We start from the raw sequence: 17,978 nt of genomic DNA, 5'->3' as shown, positions 1-17,978 counted from the left end.
GCTCAATAAAAATATAAGAATACCTGCAATGCTAGCCTTATCAAATACTTTTTTTCCTCTGTCTGGATATCAGATCATAGAGCAAGTTTATGTTGGCAGCAAAACCCTGGTTTATCGAGCTATTAGAGAAAAAGACCGAAAACCTGTGATCATTAAATTGATGCGGAATGAGTACCCTACATTTAATGAAATTGCTCAATTCCGTAATCAGTACACCATTACCAAAAATTTAGATATTGCAGGGATCGTTAAACCTCTGTGTTTGGAAAACTATCGTAACGGCTATGCTCTAGTTATGGAGGACTTTCACAGTACCTCATTGAATGACTGGGTAAAGCAGTATAAAGTTACACAAGAAGGTCGGTTGACACTCACGGAGTTTTTACCGATAGCAATAGCCATAGTGTCTATTTTGGCAGAATTACATCGCGATCGCATTATCCACAAAGACATTAAACCCGCCAATATCCTCATCAACCCCAACACCCAAGAAATTAAACTAATTGATTTTAGTATCGCCACTCTATTACCCAGAGAAATTCAAAATATTACCAATCCCAATGTTTTAGAAGGAACATTAGCTTACATCTCCCCTGAACAAACAGGAAGAATGAACCGAGGTATTGATTACCGCAGTGATTTCTATTCTCTAGGAGTGACATTTTTTGAACTTCTCAGTGGACACTTACCATTTACCAACCAAGATCCAATGGAGTTGGTGTACTCCCACATTGCCAAAGAACCACCTCTTTTGAGTATTAACGAGGAGATTCCCCAGGTAATTTCTGATATTGTCACCAAATTAATGGCGAAAAATGCCGAAGACCGTTATCAAAGTGCCTATGGACTTAAATATGACTTAGAAATTTGTTATCACCAGTGGCAACAAAATAGCACAATTGCATCCTTTGAATTAGCACAAAAAGATATTTCTGACCGATTTCTCATCCCAGAAAAACTTTATGGTCGTCAACAAGAAGTTGCTACCTTACTTGCAGCTTTTGAACGTGTCACCAAGGGAGCGACAGAGATGATTTTAGTCGCAGGATTTTCTGGTATCGGCAAAACAGCAGTTGTTAACGAAATTCACAAACCTATTGTCCGGCAACAAAGTTACTTTATTAAAGGCAAGTTCGATCAATTTCAAAGGGATATTCCCCTATCAGGATTAGTGCAAGCTTTTCGTGATTTAATCGGGCAAATATTATTAGAAAATGATGCTCAAATCCAGGAATTACGGACTAAAATTCTATCAGCTTTAGGCGAACAAGCTCAGGTAATTATTGATGTCATTCCTGAACTAGAAAAAATTATCGGTCAACAGCCGTCGGTGTCAGAACTTTCTGGGACGGCTATTCAAAACCGCTTTAATCTGTTATTCCAAAGATTTATTCAAGTATTTAATACTAAGTCTCATCCCTTAGTAATTTTCTTAGATGACTTACAATGGGCAGATACAGCTTCATTAAAATTTATTCAATTCCTGCTAAGTCAAGGTCAGGGAACACGAGAAAATTCTACTTCATCGCATCCAGAAATTAAGGACAATGTTTGGACACCAATTTTTGATGGAGAACCTTGGTTAGTTGATACAACAGACACCGATGAGCAAGCCGCAGGTAGCCTACTCGTAATCGGTGCATATCGTCACAATGAGGTTAGTCCAACTCATCCGCTTGCTTTAACAATTCAAGAAATCTCTCAAACAGGAACTAAAATCAACTCTATAGACTTATTGCCTTTAAATCAAAGTCATTTAAATCTTCTCATTGCTGATACTCTACATTGTGAAGAAGGTATATCTGTTCCTTTGACCCAAATGGTGTTTGCTAAAACTAAAGGCAATCCTTTTTTTGCTACCCAGTTTTTAAAATTTTTACATCAAGAAGGCATAATTAAATTTAACTTTGAGTTGAGATATTGGCAGTACGACATTAATCAAATACAGGAATTAGCTCTTACAGACGATGTCGTAAAATTCATGGCAATGCAGATAGAAAAACTGCCAAAAATGACGCAAGATGTTTTAAAATTAGCAGCCTGTATTGGTAATGAATTTGATTTAAAGACATTAGCAATTATCCGTGAGAAATCAGTAGTAGATACAGCCTCCGATATCTGGAAATCATTACATGAGGGCATCATCTTAGCACAAACAGATGTTTATAAATTATTCCAAGATAGTAATGACGTTTCTTTAGATAAAGGTGCCAAGAATAATGTCAAGAATCGTAATTTACCCATACCTAAGTATAAATTTATTCATGACAGAGTCCAACAGGCTGCTTATAGCTTAATTCCAGAAACAGAAAGAAAAGAAATTCATTTAAAGATTGGCACTTTATTGTTAAATAATATTCCAATTCAAGAACGAGAAGCCCATATTTTTCAGCTAGTGAATCAGTTCAATATATCTGTGGAATTAATCACAGATCATACTCAGCGCGATGAACTAGCTGCCATGAATTTACTTGCTGGACGGAAAGCTTTAACTTCCACAGCTTATACAGCAGCAGTTAAATATTTAAAGACGGGAATTGAACTGCTTGCAGACGACAAATGGGAAAGCAAATATGAACTGACTTTAGGATTATATGAGACAGCCGCAGAGGCAGCCTACTTGGCTGGGAATTTTGACCAGATGGAAACATTGGTTCAGATAGTTTTGTTAAATACTAAAACTTTGCTAGAGAAAGTCAAAGTTTATGAAATTGTAATTCAAGCCTATGGAGCGCAGAATAAAGCTATAGAGGCTGTAAATACAGGATTAGCATTTTTGCAATTGCTGGGAGTGGAATTTCCTGAAAATCCCACTGAGTTTGATATTCAGCAGGAAATGCAACAAATAAATTCAAATCTGGCTAATCGTAGTGTTGAAGCTTTAATTGATTTACCGGAAATGGCCGCATCACAACCACTAGCAGTGATGCGTCTGTTATCAAACATCATTGTTTTTGCTTATCAATCTTTTCCCAATTTATTCTTATTGATTATTCTCAAACAGGTCAATTTATCACTCTATTATGGTAATGCTCCCTTATCCGCATTTGCATATGTCGCTTATGGGTTAATGCTTTGTAGTGTCATGGGAGATATCGAATCGGGATATCAATTTGGTACTTTAGCTACAAATCTTTTGTCGAAATTCACAATTAAAGAAGTTAACGTAAAGGTTCTTGAAACATTTAATCACCTAATCAGACCTGGAAAAGAACATATTCGAGAAACATTAAAGCCTCTGATAGAAGTTTATTCTGCGGCTTTAGAAATAGGAGATTTGGAGTTTGCAGCTTATGGTCTTTACGCTTGTTCTTGTCATGCCTATTTTATAGGTAAAGAACTTGCAGAACTTAGTCACGAGATGGATGCTTATACAAACTCTATCAAGGAAATAAAACAAGAAAGAATACTACACTGGCATGAAATATATCGGCAGACAGTATTAAATTTGAGAGGTAGTGTAAAAAACCCATGTAAGTTAGTGGGTGAAGCTTATGATGAAGAAAAAATGTTACCACTTCATCTTAAAGCTAATGATAGTATAGCACTTTTGTATTTTTCTTTCTGCAAAATGCAACTATGTTATCTATTTACCGATTATTTACAAGCCAGAGATAATGCTTTAATCGTAGAAAGGTATTTACATGGTGGTATTGGAAAAGTAGTTGTTCCATTGTTTTACTTCTATGATTCATTAGTAAAACTACGAATGTATTCTGATACCCAAGAATCGGAACAAAAACAAATTCTTGAAAAAGTAGCAAACAATCAAGAAAAGATGAAACACTGGGCGCATCATGCCCCAATGAATTATTTACATAAATTTTATTTGGTAGAAGCTGAAAAATATCGTGTGACCAATCTATACGTAGAAGCAATAGATTACTATGAGCGCGCCATCAAAATTGCAAAAGAAAATGAATATCTTCATGAAGAAGCTCTAGCTAATGAACTTGCAGCCAAATTCTATTTAGAATGGGATAAGCAGAAGATTGCTCAGGCTTATCTAACTGATGCTTACTACGGCTATAGTCGTTGGGGAGCAAAAGCCAAAGTTGATGATTTGATAAAATGCTATTCTCAACTACTTACACCTATCCTTCAGCAAGAAAAACTTAACTCCTCATTAAACGAGAAAATTACTTCTTCCACTTATCAATCTATTTCAACTAGAACTCATCACTCCACAATTATGGGTTCTGTATCAAGTGTTTCGGATTCTTTAGATTTAACATCTGTCTTCAAAGCATCTCAAGCTCTCTCTGGAGAAATTGATATGGAACAACTATTGTCTAAATTAATGCAGGTTGTGATGGAGAATGCAGGAGCGTCTAAATCTGCACTGATTTTGAATGAAGGAGAAAAAAGTAATTTAAGCGTTACTGCACTTAGTTATGGTGAAAATTCTGCACCTATCTCTACACAATTTCCATCAATTAGTTTAGAGTCCAGCAATGATGTTCCCATTACGTTAATTAACTATGTTAAACGTTCTTTAGAAATATTTGTTACTGATAATGTCAAAACTGTGGTGTTCCTAGCAGGTGATCACTACATTATTCGTGAGCAACCAAAAAGTGTCTTGTGTATACCCATTATTAATCAAGGTAAATTGATAGGTATTCTTTATCTAGAAAACTATCTGACAGTTGGGGCATTTACGCGCGATCGCGTAGAAGTGCTGAAACTTCTGACCACGCAAGCAGCAATCTCATTAGAGAATGCAATACTTTACAAAAATTTAGCACAAGCTAATCAAAACCTAGAAGAATACAGTCATAGCTTAGAGGAGAAAGTAGAAGCAAGAACACAGGAGCTTCACACAAAAAATCAGGACTTACAACAAGCTTTTCAAGAATTAAAACGTACACAAACTCAATTAATTCAAAGTGAGAAAATGTCTTCTTTGGGTCAAATGGTGGCAGGGATTGCTCATGAAATTAACAATCCCATTAACTTCATTCATGGCAATATTACTCATGTCAGTGAATATATGCAAGACTTACTAGACTTATTAGCTATCTATCGACAAAAAAATGATTATTCTGTAGATTTTGTTAATCGCAAAGCAGCAGAAATTGATATCGATTTTATTCAAGAAGATTTACCTAAAATTCTTAATTCTATGCAAGTTGGTAGTTCACGAATCCGTGATATTGTTCTAGGTTTACGCAACTTCTCCCGCCTAGATGAATCAGACATGAAGCCTGTTAATATTCATGAAGGTATAGAAAACACTTTAATGCTTTTACAGCATCGGCTCCAAAAAAATAACCATCGACCTGAGATCATAGTCATCAAAAAATACGCAAATTTGCCCCAAGTTAGTTGTTATGCTAGTCAATTGAACCAAGTTTTTATGAATATTATTAATAATGCGATTGATACTTTAGAAGATAAAATTTTAAATAAAAAATTGGGCTTGGAATATGAAGAATTTTCCAATCCCACAATTAGTATTTGTACCGCAAAAATAGATGCCAAAAAAGTCAGAATAACTATTGCTGATAATGGTTCAGGTATGACAAAAGGAGTACAACAGAAAATCTTTGATCCATTTTTTACCACTAAACCAATAGGAAGTGGAACAGGTTTAGGATTATCTATTAGCTACCAGATTATTGTGGAAAAACATCAAGGTTTGTTAACCTGTGATTCTGTTTTAGGAAAAGGGACAGAGTTTATTATTGAAATTCCGATGTAGTTATTCTCAATAATTAACTATGGTTTTTACAGATCAAATGCTAGCCAAACTCATTGTTTCATGATGTTTTCTAGATTCATCATTTTCTGCTGAAGAAGACTTTAAATATCCTACTTGTAATAGTTGAATATTGAAGAATTCCAACACAGGTAAAATATGTACGTCTTCTAACCATTCAGATGCTAGGTCTTCAATGACATGATGTTCTGCAATCAAGTTACTGCCACAAAAACGCCTAATCACAGGATGGATAAAAGCACTTTGCGCGGCATTTTGAATATCATCTTTATGCACACGAGTGATCGCAAAAGGATCAGGCATTTTATTGACATCATAGCCAAATTCTAACGAGACCGTATAGTAGTGGTCATTTCTGCCAAACTTACTATCATGTATGTAGTCTTTAGGTATTTCTTGATAGTAAGATGCTGTTTTATCTTTCTCTGATATGATAATGAGATCACACAAAAAGCCAGTTTGTTGCCAAAGTCCTGAACTTGTGTTGACTTGCTGAAACACAGCTTTGGTTAAAGCTTCAGAATTGAGAGTCAATCTTTGATGGGGTAGCTCCTGATGGTGGTATTTATACTCTAATATTTGATGTAATGCTCGGATATTGTAGCGAAAACCGTGTATAAAACCAGATTGCTTTTTCTTATAATCTCGCATATGAGTCAGCACTCCTGCGAAGTATAAGCCTTTTATATTAGTCGATTCCCATTCACTAGTTTGTGCTGGAAAACGGTTATTGATAGTTAATTCTGGACGGCATGAGTCATCAAAGATAGAATCATCAAAACGGAATCCGGTACAAACAATCACACGATCATAAACTAAGTCTTCCTGCTCACCATGAGCATGAGTGTAAGCAAAAGATACTAGAAACTTACCATCTTGATGCTTGATGTTAGTGATAGTTGCATCCAAAACAGCATTTTGTGATTTTAACTGATAAGTATCCAGAAAATTATTATTAACTGCTCGGAGATTGCCTACATACTTACTAGTCCATGCCATAGATAGGGGAGTTGGACTAGCTATGTGAATTAGTGATGCTGTACTGATGAGATTATCAGCTGTTTCAAATCCAGAGTTTCCTTTGCCAATAATAAGAACTCTTTGATTAATAAAATCTTCTGAGTTTATAGATACATCGACATAGTTTTCTGCTAGCTCTATTCCTGGTATTGATGGTGTATACGGCTTGGAAATACCTGTGGCAATAATGAGACGTTCTGCACAATAAACGTTATCATTACTGTCTACAACAAAGAATTTCTCATCTTTACTAATTTTGACGACTCTGCAACCATATCTGATGTTGAGACTAAAATGATTAGCAAAATCAACAAGATAATCTACTAAAGCGTTAGTATTGGGAAAATACTCTTTACTGTAGTTCTTAAACTGCATATCTTCACTATCACTGAGCAAAGAGTTCCAATCCCATCTCAGGTTAATTTCTGGATTACTGTAACCTGTGTAAACTTTGTTGATGGAAATTAATTTTTCATGTCGTGGAAATTGTTTGAAAAAAGTTCCTGGGCTATTACCTGCTTCTAAAATCATGTAATTATGAGCAGATTTTTCTAGATAATAGCCTAATTGTAAACCAGCAGGTCCAGCACCGATAATCAGATATTCTAACTCTGTGAGTAAATTCATGCTTGATATACCCTGAATTGGCGGAAAGTTTCGGATAAGATGAAATTTGACCTGTTTATTTCGCTATCAAAGGTTGATTTTTACGCTGTTTTTCTGCGTAATTCATCATTTCATGTACTGCTTCTGTGAATACTTCAAAGACTTTCTCAACTATTTCCAACGATTTAGCCTTTTGCTCTTCAGTTAACTGTATGCTGGCAATTAACTGCTCTATATTGTCTGTTCCGGTGGTATGACCAGTTTCCACATACAAGTGATACGCGCCGAAATAGCGATAATTTTTATGAGTAATTTGCTGGAGTTCTTTTGATACTTTTGCTGTACAAGATAAAGCTACATTTCCAGTTGCTTCTATGGCTTCTAGTGCTGCTAATACAACTACGGGTTCTGCTTGAAAGGCATATAGTGCAATTTGGTGACATATCTGGCGTGTTTTCTTAGTTTCTTCGCCCCAGAAAAATCTCATAGCATCGCTAAATTTCATGGAATAATTCAAACCTAATTTTTCTAGGTCTTCTAAAAACCATGCCCAGTGATGATCATCCTCATAAGTATGTTTGTTAATTAATTCTTGAATAGGATCATTTGTTGGTTCTTTTCGCAGGTCATATTTATTCAGTTCTCCAAATCCCATTGCAAAGGGAGCTAAACAAGGAGACCAAGCAAGTCTTTGCATTGGATCTATACTGCTATCTTGTAAAAAATCAAATAATGGTAACTGAGCAAATTCTTGCTTTCTTTTTTCAACTAATTCTAGAACTTCTTTCATTTTATCCTCCAAGTTTGCCGATAACTAAACTTGACCTAAATGACTTGTGATAATTCACTTTCTGCATCAGAAAATAATTAAAAATAATTACTGTATAAGACAGTTAAGCAACAACATATAGCACTAATAATTAATTTAAAATTATTAGTTTTTAGTAGTGTGTTGCTGTTTTGTATTATTTTTAATTGGGTTTTATTTCTATGCTTAAGTGAACCTACTTAAGTATTTTTTTATATTTTTCAATGAAACATAACTGTACTTATATCTAATTACAAATAAATTTTGAGTTTTATTGATACAATGTTATATATATTACTTAGTCAATACTTATAAATTTTTGGCATGAGTAAGTTTTTTTTACGCAAAAATCACAATATATCCATATGACCAAGTAAAGTTTTAAGTTTATCTAAAACAAATTAGGTAAATATCTACGTATCTTTACAAAACTTATCAATTCTGAAAAGTGTCTGCTTCAGTATTTATGCGGCTTTGTCATGGAAATCTGACATAGTGATTGTTATAAAAATTGTTCAATAACAGCATCCGATTGTTCAAAGTTCTGTCATTACGCAAGTTTTTCTGCTACGTATAATACAAATATCAAGCAAGGAGCTATTTAAAAACAAAGTAATAAATCACACAAGTATCTAAAGACAAATTTAAATATACTGATATTCATCCTGAATATAGATGACAAATCCTCAAGATTTCTGTACAAGACAGTAAGGTTACTTAATAATCTTCATTATCAAGGGTTATACCAAATTGGAATAGCTTGGGTAGTATTGTTTTGAGCTTCTGGAATAGCCTATGAATGTTGGCTGTCAATCCAAAATCCCAAATTGGGATTAGGGTTTAGTAGGGGCTTGCTGAATAGGTAAGCTTAAATTTTCTGCGATCGCATCGAGATATGGTTGAAAGGCTGCAAAATGTTCCAAGTTAGTGAAGTTACTGGTATCTGAAGCAAAAGAAGTAGAGATTATATATAGTTGTGTGCCATCGTAGGTAACATGGCTGATGTACTGTTCTTTCACACCGCCTGCTGATGTGAGTTCGACAAAACCATAACGCACACCAGGAAGTTTCCCGATTTTTACTTGCTGTGGTGGATAGGTAGAGACACTCTGACGGGTTTTCGCCACGTTGGTGTAGAAATCTGCTACCCAGGCTTGCAGGGCTGTGTTGAGTTTAGTTTGATATTCTGGATTTTGAGACTCTGTTGGTGAACCCAGAGGAATACCTGCGGCGGCTAAATGTTGTTGAAATTCTGAGTTATTTTTGACTGGTTCGAGTTGAATTTCTACTGTACCAACGGGTTTGCCTTGGTCGGAAATACATAGTAATGTAGCTTTGTCTGGACAAGGTACAACACTCCAACCAGTGGGGACAGTCGTTTTACCCAAGATTTTTTGCCAAATATTTTCTGTCTTAACGGTGGGTTTTACTGGTGTAGTGCTTGTAGATTTGACAGTTGGCGTGGGTGTGGGGGCTTTATTGTCAGTAAACTGAGGTAAAACGAATCTTGCTCCTATGGGGATGAAAATTAATAAAATAATAGCGATTAGTAGATGGTAAACACGTAGCATTGCTTCTAAACCTCTATCGATGTATTTACAATACTTGGGGAATTTAAGAGCGCGATCGATTATGTAATAAACGTACACTGGGAGTATACTGCCGCTTGACCACAATATTGATTTTGCTCATCGATGAGATTCCAAAGGATACCGTCTTGGATGTGGAAGCGTTTACCGGTACTAGTAACGCGTACACCAGAAAAATAACTGAAGCCTTGAGTAGCTGCTGCTGCTAGCAGGCGATCGCGTTCTTGTTGTACTATTTCTTCAGCAGTTTTCCGTGAAGGCATTTTGATAAAATCGTCCCAAGATAATTCCCACAATGCCAAAGCTTGATGATTGCCATAATTAAAAATTGGATCTGCTTCCGTACCATGAGAAAGCAAAACAAATGGTGCGTAAAATAATGCTTGTGATATTTCTCTTGGTGAACCATTTACATCTATTAATTGTTTTCCAGTCCAATGTTGAAAACTTTGAATTAAGCATTGACTGTGGAGAATAATTTTCTCTTGCTGCCAGGGAAATTCCATAATATTATGCAGATGTAAATCATGATTGAGTGACAACAAATATATTAGTATTACATAAAAATTACTAATTAAGATGATGTGGTTTAGCAATTCTCTAGAAAATCAACTCCAACACTGGAATGAAATCATTAGTAAGCAACCGCAAAACCCTAATGCTTATATTCGTCGGGGTATGGTCAAATTTCAGTTAGCTGAAATTACACATTCTATTGAAGATTTTGACATAGCAGAGCAATTAGATAGACGCTTAACACCTTATTTATGGCAGCGTGGTTTATCTTATTATTATGCCGAAAGATTTGCAGAAGGGGCGCAACAGTTTGAAATTGATTTGACTGTCAACTCTCAAGATGTGGAAGAAACAGTCTGGAGATATCTTTGCATAGCGCAGTTAAGGGGTGTTAATGAGGCAAAAAAATCCCTTCTCCCAGTCAAAAATGACCCCAGGGAAATTATGCGCTGTGTTTATGATTTATACGCAGGTAATTGTACAATAGATGATGTTTTGCGAGTAGGTAAATCAGGTGGAAATCGCAGTCAATTTTATGCTCATCTTTACCTGGGATTATATTATGAAGCTGAGAATAGTGTAGAGTTAGCTAAAGATTATATAGTTAAAGCGGCTGATAAATATCAAATCGAAGACTATATGTGGTATTTGGCGCAAGTACATAAAAAAGTTAGAGGATGGTGAGTTGACAAGGCAAAAGGCAAAAGGCAAAAGGCAAAAGGTAAAAGATAGAGAAGAAACTTTAGAAATATGAATAGATATAATGACTGCTAATTTAGATATTAAAACAGGCTGGTGTGGCAAACTTAATTTAGTTTATGCTAATCGCCTCGGTAAAACTGATTTAATTTATAACCATCACCAAGCACCGCTAAAAGTACAACGTCCGTTTTATCCAGAAGGGGAAAAAGTCTGTCATAGCGTCATTTTACACACAGCCGGGGGAGTTGTGGGAGGCGATCGCCTATCTACCGATATTCACCTCCAACCCCAAACCCAAGCTGTCATTACTACCGCCGCAGCCTCTAAGATATATCGCAGCAATGGCTTACAGGCTAGACAAACTATTAATATCCAAATAGATGCGGGTGCTTGTTTAGAATGGCTACCCCAAGAAACAATTTTATTTAACGGGGCAATTTATCGCCAAGATTTGCGGGTAGAATTAGCCACTGGGGCTAATTTCGTAGGCTGGGAAATTACACGCTTTGGACGCAGCACCAGAGGAGAGAAATTTGTCCAAGGAGAATGGCGATCGCACACCGAAATTTGGCAAAATGGTGTGCCATTGTGGATAGATCGTCAGTACCTCCCTGGTAGTGAAGCAGTTTTCCACAGTCCCCACTGCTTATCAGGACAACCCATCGCCGCTAACTTTATCTACGTAGGTAGTCCAGTTACCCAAGAACTAATTGAAAAAGCACGTTCCATCTTTACTCCCTACTCCCTACTCAGCACTCAGCACTCACCACTCAGCACTCACCACTCTCAAACAGGTGTTACTTCCTTAGAAAATGGATTTTTGTGTCGATACCGTGGTGCTTCTACAGCTGAGGTGAGAAACTGGTTTACGTCCGTGTGGCAAATGCTACGATTTGATATCTTCAATCGTAGTCATTGCATACCTAGAGTGTGGCAAGTTTAATCAACTTGTAAAGGAGAAAATAAAATGCAACTTACGCCACAAGAAAAAGATAAACTATTGATTTTTACGGCTGCTTTATTAGCAGAAAGGCGCAAAAATCGAGGACTGAAATTAAATTATCCTGAAGCAGTGGCTTACATTTCCGCAGCAATTTTAGAAGGTGCAAGAGATGGTCAAACTGTAGCCGAATTGATGAGTTACGGCACAACATTATTAACCAGAGATGATGTGATGGAAGGTATAGCGGAAATGGTGCATGAAGTCCAAGTGGAAGCAACATTTCCTGATGGCACAAAATTAGTTACAGTCCATAATCCAATTCGATGAAAAGATGATTTTTAAGTCAGAATAGTTATAGAGAATTAAATAATCAGTTTCTTAACTTGGAATTGTGAATTGATTATGGCAACCCAACTCAGCCAAACTAAACCCCAAACTGAACTGAATATCAAGTGGGAAGCCTTACCCCAAGACTTCAAACTAGAGGATGAACCGGTGGAAAATACAGGTCAGCCTATTTTGGCTGGTGCTTTGCGTGAAAGTTTAGAAATTAGTGGTTTTATTCAACCACAAATGCTGATAGCATCAAACTTTGGATTGTGTGCAACTATTAACGAACAACTGGTGATTAAAGCCCCAGATTGGGTATATGTGCCGTCAGTAAAGGAAGTAATTAGTAATCGCAAAAGTTACACACCGATTTTAGAAGGTGAAGTTCCTATAATAGTGATGGAATTTCTCTCAGATAATGACGGTGGAGAATATTCTGTTAAACGCACTTATCCGCCAGGAAGATGGTTTTTTTATGAGCAAATATTGCAAGTCCCTATCTATATCATTTTTGAACCTATTAGCGGATTATTAGAATATTATCAACTAGAAAATGGGCGATATGAACTGAAATTACCCGATGAAAATGGTCGTCATTGGGTAGATGCAATGGGCTTGTATTTGGGAACATGGCAAGGAACGAAAGAAGCCCATACAGGTTATTGGCTACGTTGGTGGGATCAAAATGGAAATTTGTTACCTTGGGCGGTGGAAAAAATTGAACAAGAACGCCAACGAGCAGAACAGGAAAAACAGGAAAAGGAAAGATTACTTGCTTATTTAATATCGCAAGGTATCGACCCTAATAATTTACCAACTCAATAAGGAATTCAGATTACATATGATACCAGGGGAAATCATCACACCAGACGGAGAAATTGAACTCAATGCAGGTCGCACCATTGTGAAATTAACTGTAGCAAATACAGGCGATCGCCCGATTCAAGTGGGTTCACATTTTCATTTTTACGAAGTTAATAACTCCTTAATTTTTGATAGAGAACAAGCATTAGGAATGCGTTTAGATATTCCCGCCGGTACAGCAGTGCGCTTTGAACCAGGGGATGAAAAGGAAGTCACTTTAATACCCTTTACTGGTAGTCGGCAAGTTTACGGTTTTAATGCTAAGGTAAATGGCAAATTATAGTTAAGGCTTTCATTTCTTAATACCAAATACATAAAGGCAGGGTCAGATGTTTTTGAAAGATTTACGCGGGTTAAATCTAGAATTTTTAAACACATTAAAAGGTGCAATTACTTTATTTATAGATCCTGGTCGTGCTGATGCCACTCCAGATATTGAAGATGGAATGATTAACATCAAAGCGACTAAATTAGCAATTGAATATATCAAATCAAAACCAGAAGTAGCACAAATTATTCAAGAACGTTATATTGCATCGCCTCCAGATATGGAAGCGATTGGCAAATGTCCTGAAGGTTCACTAGGATATGCCTTTGCTAAATATATAAAAGATACAGGTTTTGACCCCAATTACTATCGGGGTTTAAAAATCACAGATGACACCAGCTATATCCTACATCGCCTCAGACAAACTCATGATATTTGGCACGTAGTCACAGGATTAGGCTTTGATGTCAACGGTGAATTAGGATTACAAGCATTTTGTTTAGCCCAAATTCGTATCCCCTTACCCATCATTCTCTTAGCAGGGGGATTAATGAGAACATTAATTAATGCACCAGAACAAATGGATAATTTATTAACACAAATTGCCATAGGCTATCGTATGGGAGCAAAAGCTAAACCCCTCATAGCCCAAAAATGGGAAGAAAACTGGGATAAACCCTTATCCCAATGGCGCAGTGAACTAGGAATTGAACCCACCTCAGTTTATATACCCTAAAACTTAAATCTGCACTCATAGCGTTTCACTTTAAGTTTGATACAAATAGACCGCAAGGTAGCAGGGGGAAAGAATGAAAAACCAATAAATTTGGATCATTCTTTTGTGAAATGCTATCAGTAGCTGGAGTGTTTCAGATAGGAATAAAAAATAATTATCAGGATTAGTTATGAGTTACAGAATGAGTCGCCGCGCCTACGCAGAAACCTACGGGCCGACAGTAGGCGATCGCATCCGCCTAGCTGATACAGAATTATTTATACAAGTAGAACAAGACTTTACAACCTATGGCGACGAAGTAAAATTTGGTGGTGGGAAAGTCATCCGTGATGGGATGGGACAATCCCCCATTGCTAACGCCGATGGTGCAGTAGATTTAGTCATCACCAACGCCTTAATTCTCGACTGGTGGGGAATAGTCAAAGCAGATATCGGCATTAAAGACGGCAAAATATTTAAAATCGGTAAAGCTGGGAATCCCTATATTCAAGACAACATCGATATTATTATCGGCCCTGGTACAGAAGCCTTAGCCGGTGAAGGAATGATTCTCACGGCTGGCGGGATTGATAGCCACATTCATTTTATCTGTCCCCAACAAATTGAAGTTGCGATCGCCTCCGGTATTACAACCATGATTGGCGGTGGTACAGGCCCAGCCACCGGCACAAACGCCACCACCTGCACCCCCGGCCCCTGGAACATCTACCGAATGTTACAAGCGGCTGATGCTTTCCCCATCAACTTAGGCTTTTTAGGTAAAGGAAACGCCAGCCAACCCCAAGGCTTAGTCGAACAAGTTTTAGCCGGCGCAATGGGGTTAAAACTTCATGAAGACTGGGGAACAACACCCGCAACTATAGATACTTGTCTCAGCGTCGCCGATGAATATGATGTGCAAGTAGCCATTCACACCGACACCCTCAACGAAGCCGGATTTGTCGAAGATACCATCGCCGCCTTTAAAAATCGCGTCATCCACACCTACCACACCGAAGGCGCAGGCGGTGGACACGCACCAGATATCATTAAAGTCTGCGGTCAACCCAACGTCCTCCCCTCTTCCACCAACCCCACCCGTCCCTATACCCTCAACACCCTAGACGAACATCTAGATATGTTGATGGTTTGTCATCACCTCGACCCCAGCATCCCTGAAGATGTCGCCTTTGCAGAATCCCGCATCCGTCGCGAAACCATCGCCGCCGAAGATATTCTCCACGATTTAGGCGCGTTTAGCATGATTTCCTCCGATTCCCAGGCGATGGGAAGAGTAGGAGAAGTAATTATTCGCACCTGGCAAACAGCCCATAAAATGAAGGTACAACGGGGAAGCCTCACTGGAGATGGGGAAGCCGATAATTTGCGTGCTAAAAGATATGTATCTAAATACACAATTAACCCAGCCATTGCACATGGAATTGCGGAGTATGTTGGCTCTGTAGAAGAAGGTAAACTGGCAGATTTATGCTTGTGGCGATCGGCATTTTTTGGTGTGAAGCCAGAGATAGTCATTAAAGGTGGGATGATTGCATGGTCACAGATGGGAGACGCTAACGCCAGCATTCCCACACCCCAACCTGTGCATATGCGACCGATGTTTGGTAGTTTTGCTGGTGCGAAACACGCCACATCTTTAACCTTTGTGTCCCAAGCGGCTTTAGCTAGAGACATTCCCCAGCAGTTGGGGTTGAAAAAATCAGCCGTTGCAGTTTCCGGGACGCGTCAACTAACTAAACAAGATATGAAACTCAATGACGCTTTACCTCACATAGAAGTAGATCCTGAAACCTATGAAGTGAAAGCCGATGGCGAATTATTAACCTGTGAACCAGCCACAGTTCTACCAATGGCGCAAAGATACTTTTTGTTTTAAATCTTGTGTATAGCCTTCTTGTAGCTAGATGCTAGTCAGAAGGCTTTTCCATTACCTAAATTATGATTTTAATGAAACTTGCGTTAGCGTAGTTCCTACCGAACGGAGGCTCGCTTGCTAATTTCCGCCCAATTCGCCACATTCCACCAATTAGTTAAATACTCAGGACGACGGTTGCGATACCGCAAATAATAAGCGTGTTCCCAAACATCATTCCCCATAATTGGATATAAACCTTCCATAATCGGACTATCTTGATTAGCAGTAGTCGTAATTTCCAACTTACCTTGACCATTCCGCACTAACCACACCCAACCACTACCAAAACGACCAGCACCAGCTGCGTTAAATTCCTTTTTAAAAGCATCAAAACTGCCAAAAGTTTGGTTAATTTCCTTGGCGAGTTCTCCTGTTGGTTCTCCACCGCCATCAGGACTCATAATTTGCCAGAAAATAGTATGGTTCAAATGCCCCCCGGCATTATTGCGTACCTTCGTCCGAATCTTTTCCGGTACACTATTTAAATCTCTGAGTATCGCTTCCACACTCTTTTTTTGTAATTCTGGGAAGTCCTTGAGGGCATCATTTAAGTTATTGACATAACTAGCATGATGTGCGTCATGATGCAGTTTCATGGTTTCCGCGTCAATTGCTTTACTCAAAGCTGAGTAATCATAGGGTAATGGTGGTAACTTAGCAGGCGCAGCACTTAATTCTTTATCAACATAAGCCACAGGTAAAGAAGACTTAGCATTAGATTTTGTATCTTGGAGAGACTGTGACTCAGCTGATGGCATCGTCCCACAAGCAACCAACAAAATTACCGTCAACAGCAATGCCAATGTCTTTTGCAAGAACCCAAACATAAACTTTTACCTCAAGATGTATTTAATTCCTAAACTAGCTATCTGCATTTTGTCTTTTTACCAACTTTCCGCAATCATCTGATTTTAAAAACGCCACTAAATTTGCAATTATTGCAGGTTACAACCAAAATAATAACCCATTTTATAATTTTTAAATTTAGATAATTAATATTTTATATATAAATTGGTTTTTAAAATTTATTCATTAAATAATCAGATTGTCTGATTGACAATTAATTTAATCGTCAAAGAATAGGATATTTATTTAAATCGATAAACCACCACATTTTAATCACCAAAAATAGTAAGTGCTTGGGCTTCATCTGGGGAAATAGCTATTTTTTCATAGATTTTACCACAAAAATATATATTCACATTTAAAGTCTTGAATCTATAACTTTGGATATAGAGTAAAAAAATACAAGCAAAACTATTGGCAGAGATGGAAGAAATTTTCTTTTGCTAAACATATAATTAAGTGACTAGTAGGGGCTTGAGCCGACATAACTGATTGAGCTAAATATGTTAATTCATCGCATGGAATTAGCATAAAGCAGTTATCACTAATTTCATCAAAATACTATGTTTTTTCCAAATCAGTCCGAAGATTGTATTTATTATAGTCATAAATTCTGTTGTTAATGTTCAAAAAAGTTAAAAATATCATCTTTTTTCATAAAATATTCAAAGGTATGTAATATGGCCGTTTCTACAGTATTGCAGCATAAATTCACCTTAAATCAAAATCTTCCTCCGAAAAATATCAACGAGATCCAATCTAAATCAGCACCGACAGATGCTATAGGCGTTCCCGAATTAGCTATATCTTTAACTCCTGTTGGCTTAATTTTTAGCTGGATTGTCTTTTTTATCATGTTGCGAAAAATTCGGACTATTTTAGAAGATAAGATGGTCATATCTGTAAGAGGCTCACATCGATTACCTTGCCAAAAATGTAAATTTTATTCTAATAATCATTATTTAAAATGTGCAGTAAATCCTGGCATAGTCATGACAGAAGAAGCAAAAAACTGTTCTGAATATTCACCTGAGAAAGATAAGAAAAACTCTCATAAAAACATTTTTCCTTAGTAGGTTATGATGCTGCCAACATGATGACATCTACTTCAAC

14 protein-coding genes are annotated in these 17,978 nt (G+C 37.3%); 9 read left to right on the top strand and 5 right to left on the bottom strand.

Translation table 11 applies throughout. The features are described from left to right. Positions 1-28: 28 nt before the first annotated feature. Positions 29-5,704 (top strand): AAA family ATPase, encoded by a 5,676-nt coding sequence (locus ACQFX9_RS08785; RefSeq protein ID WP_427161632.1) that lies wholly within the window; start codon positions 29-31, stop codon positions 5,702-5,704. A 33-nt stretch (positions 5,705-5,737) separates the two neighbouring features. Here ACQFX9_RS08785 and ACQFX9_RS08780 read toward each other — a convergent pair whose 3' ends face one another. From ACQFX9_RS08780 to ACQFX9_RS08765, 4 genes are all read right to left on the bottom strand, one after another. After that, positions 5,738-7,369 carry an NAD(P)-binding domain-containing protein gene (locus tag ACQFX9_RS08780; protein WP_427161631.1) on the bottom strand — a complete coding sequence of 544 codons (1,632 nt, stop codon included), beginning with the start codon at positions 7,367-7,369 and terminating at the stop codon, positions 5,738-5,740. A 55-nt stretch (positions 7,370-7,424) separates the two neighbouring features. Then, entirely contained in the window at positions 7,425-8,138 is a 714-nt protein-coding gene (locus tag ACQFX9_RS08775; RefSeq protein ID WP_427161630.1) for a hypothetical protein, read from the bottom strand. A gap of 851 nt (positions 8,139-8,989) precedes the next feature. Then, positions 8,990-9,727: a hypothetical protein gene (locus tag ACQFX9_RS08770; RefSeq protein ID WP_427161629.1), complete on the bottom strand. Its 738-nt coding sequence runs from the start codon at positions 9,725-9,727 to the stop codon at positions 8,990-8,992. Between the two features lie 59 nt (positions 9,728-9,786). Beyond that, positions 9,787-10,251, bottom strand: coding sequence for an MEKHLA domain-containing protein (locus ACQFX9_RS08765; protein WP_427161628.1), 465 nt, complete (start codon positions 10,249-10,251; stop codon positions 9,787-9,789). A 76-nt stretch (positions 10,252-10,327) separates the two neighbouring features. Here ACQFX9_RS08765 and ACQFX9_RS08760 point away from each other — a divergent pair, with 76 nt between their 5' ends. The 7 genes from ACQFX9_RS08760 (at position 10,328) to ureC (ending at position 15,980) form a co-directional block, all read left to right on the top strand. Next, positions 10,328-10,945, top strand: coding sequence for a tetratricopeptide repeat protein (locus tag ACQFX9_RS08760; protein WP_427162841.1), 618 nt, complete (start codon positions 10,328-10,330; stop codon positions 10,943-10,945). Between the two features lie 79 nt (positions 10,946-11,024). Then, positions 11,025-11,906, top strand: coding sequence for an urease accessory protein UreD (locus tag ACQFX9_RS08755; protein WP_427161627.1), 882 nt, complete (start codon positions 11,025-11,027; stop codon positions 11,904-11,906). 24 nt (positions 11,907-11,930) lie between these two features. Then, positions 11,931-12,233 carry an urease subunit gamma gene (gene ureA, locus ACQFX9_RS08750; RefSeq protein ID WP_103135616.1) on the top strand — a complete coding sequence of 101 codons (303 nt, stop codon included), beginning with the start codon at positions 11,931-11,933 and terminating at the stop codon, positions 12,231-12,233. 75 nt (positions 12,234-12,308) lie between these two features. Further along, positions 12,309-13,061: a Uma2 family endonuclease gene (locus ACQFX9_RS08745; RefSeq protein WP_427161626.1), complete on the top strand. Its 753-nt coding sequence runs from the start codon at positions 12,309-12,311 to the stop codon at positions 13,059-13,061. Positions 13,062-13,077: 16 nt separating this feature from the next. Continuing rightward, positions 13,078-13,383, top strand: coding sequence for an urease subunit beta (locus ACQFX9_RS08740; RefSeq protein ID WP_427161625.1), 306 nt, complete (start codon positions 13,078-13,080; stop codon positions 13,381-13,383). Positions 13,384-13,429: 46 nt separating this feature from the next. Beyond that, the gene (locus ACQFX9_RS08735) at positions 13,430-14,104 is read left to right on the top strand and encodes a Coq4 family protein (protein ID WP_427161624.1); all 675 of its coding nucleotides are present in this window, start codon (positions 13,430-13,432) and stop codon (positions 14,102-14,104) included. Positions 14,105-14,273: 169 nt separating this feature from the next. Next, complete coding sequence (gene ureC, locus ACQFX9_RS08730; protein ID WP_427161623.1) at positions 14,274-15,980, top strand: urease subunit alpha; 1,707 nt, start codon at positions 14,274-14,276, stop codon at positions 15,978-15,980. A 95-nt stretch (positions 15,981-16,075) separates the two neighbouring features. On the opposite strand, the gene ACQFX9_RS08725 is transcribed toward ureC, so the two are convergent. Beyond that, positions 16,076-16,846 carry a superoxide dismutase gene (locus tag ACQFX9_RS08725; protein ID WP_427161622.1) on the bottom strand — a complete coding sequence of 257 codons (771 nt, stop codon included), beginning with the start codon at positions 16,844-16,846 and terminating at the stop codon, positions 16,076-16,078. 699 nt (positions 16,847-17,545) lie between these two features. Between ACQFX9_RS08725 and ACQFX9_RS08720 the strand changes: the two genes are divergently transcribed. Then, positions 17,546-17,938 carry a hypothetical protein gene (locus ACQFX9_RS08720; RefSeq protein ID WP_427161621.1) on the top strand — a complete coding sequence of 131 codons (393 nt, stop codon included), beginning with the start codon at positions 17,546-17,548 and terminating at the stop codon, positions 17,936-17,938. Positions 17,939-17,978: the final 40 nt, after the last annotated feature.

This window comes from Aliinostoc sp. HNIBRCY26, from assembly GCF_050235535.1.
GTDB lineage: Bacteria > Cyanobacteriota > Cyanobacteriia > Cyanobacteriales > Nostocaceae > Trichormus.
The sequence above is the reverse complement of the archived record's forward strand: the minus strand, read 5'-3'. Positions and strand labels throughout refer to the sequence as shown.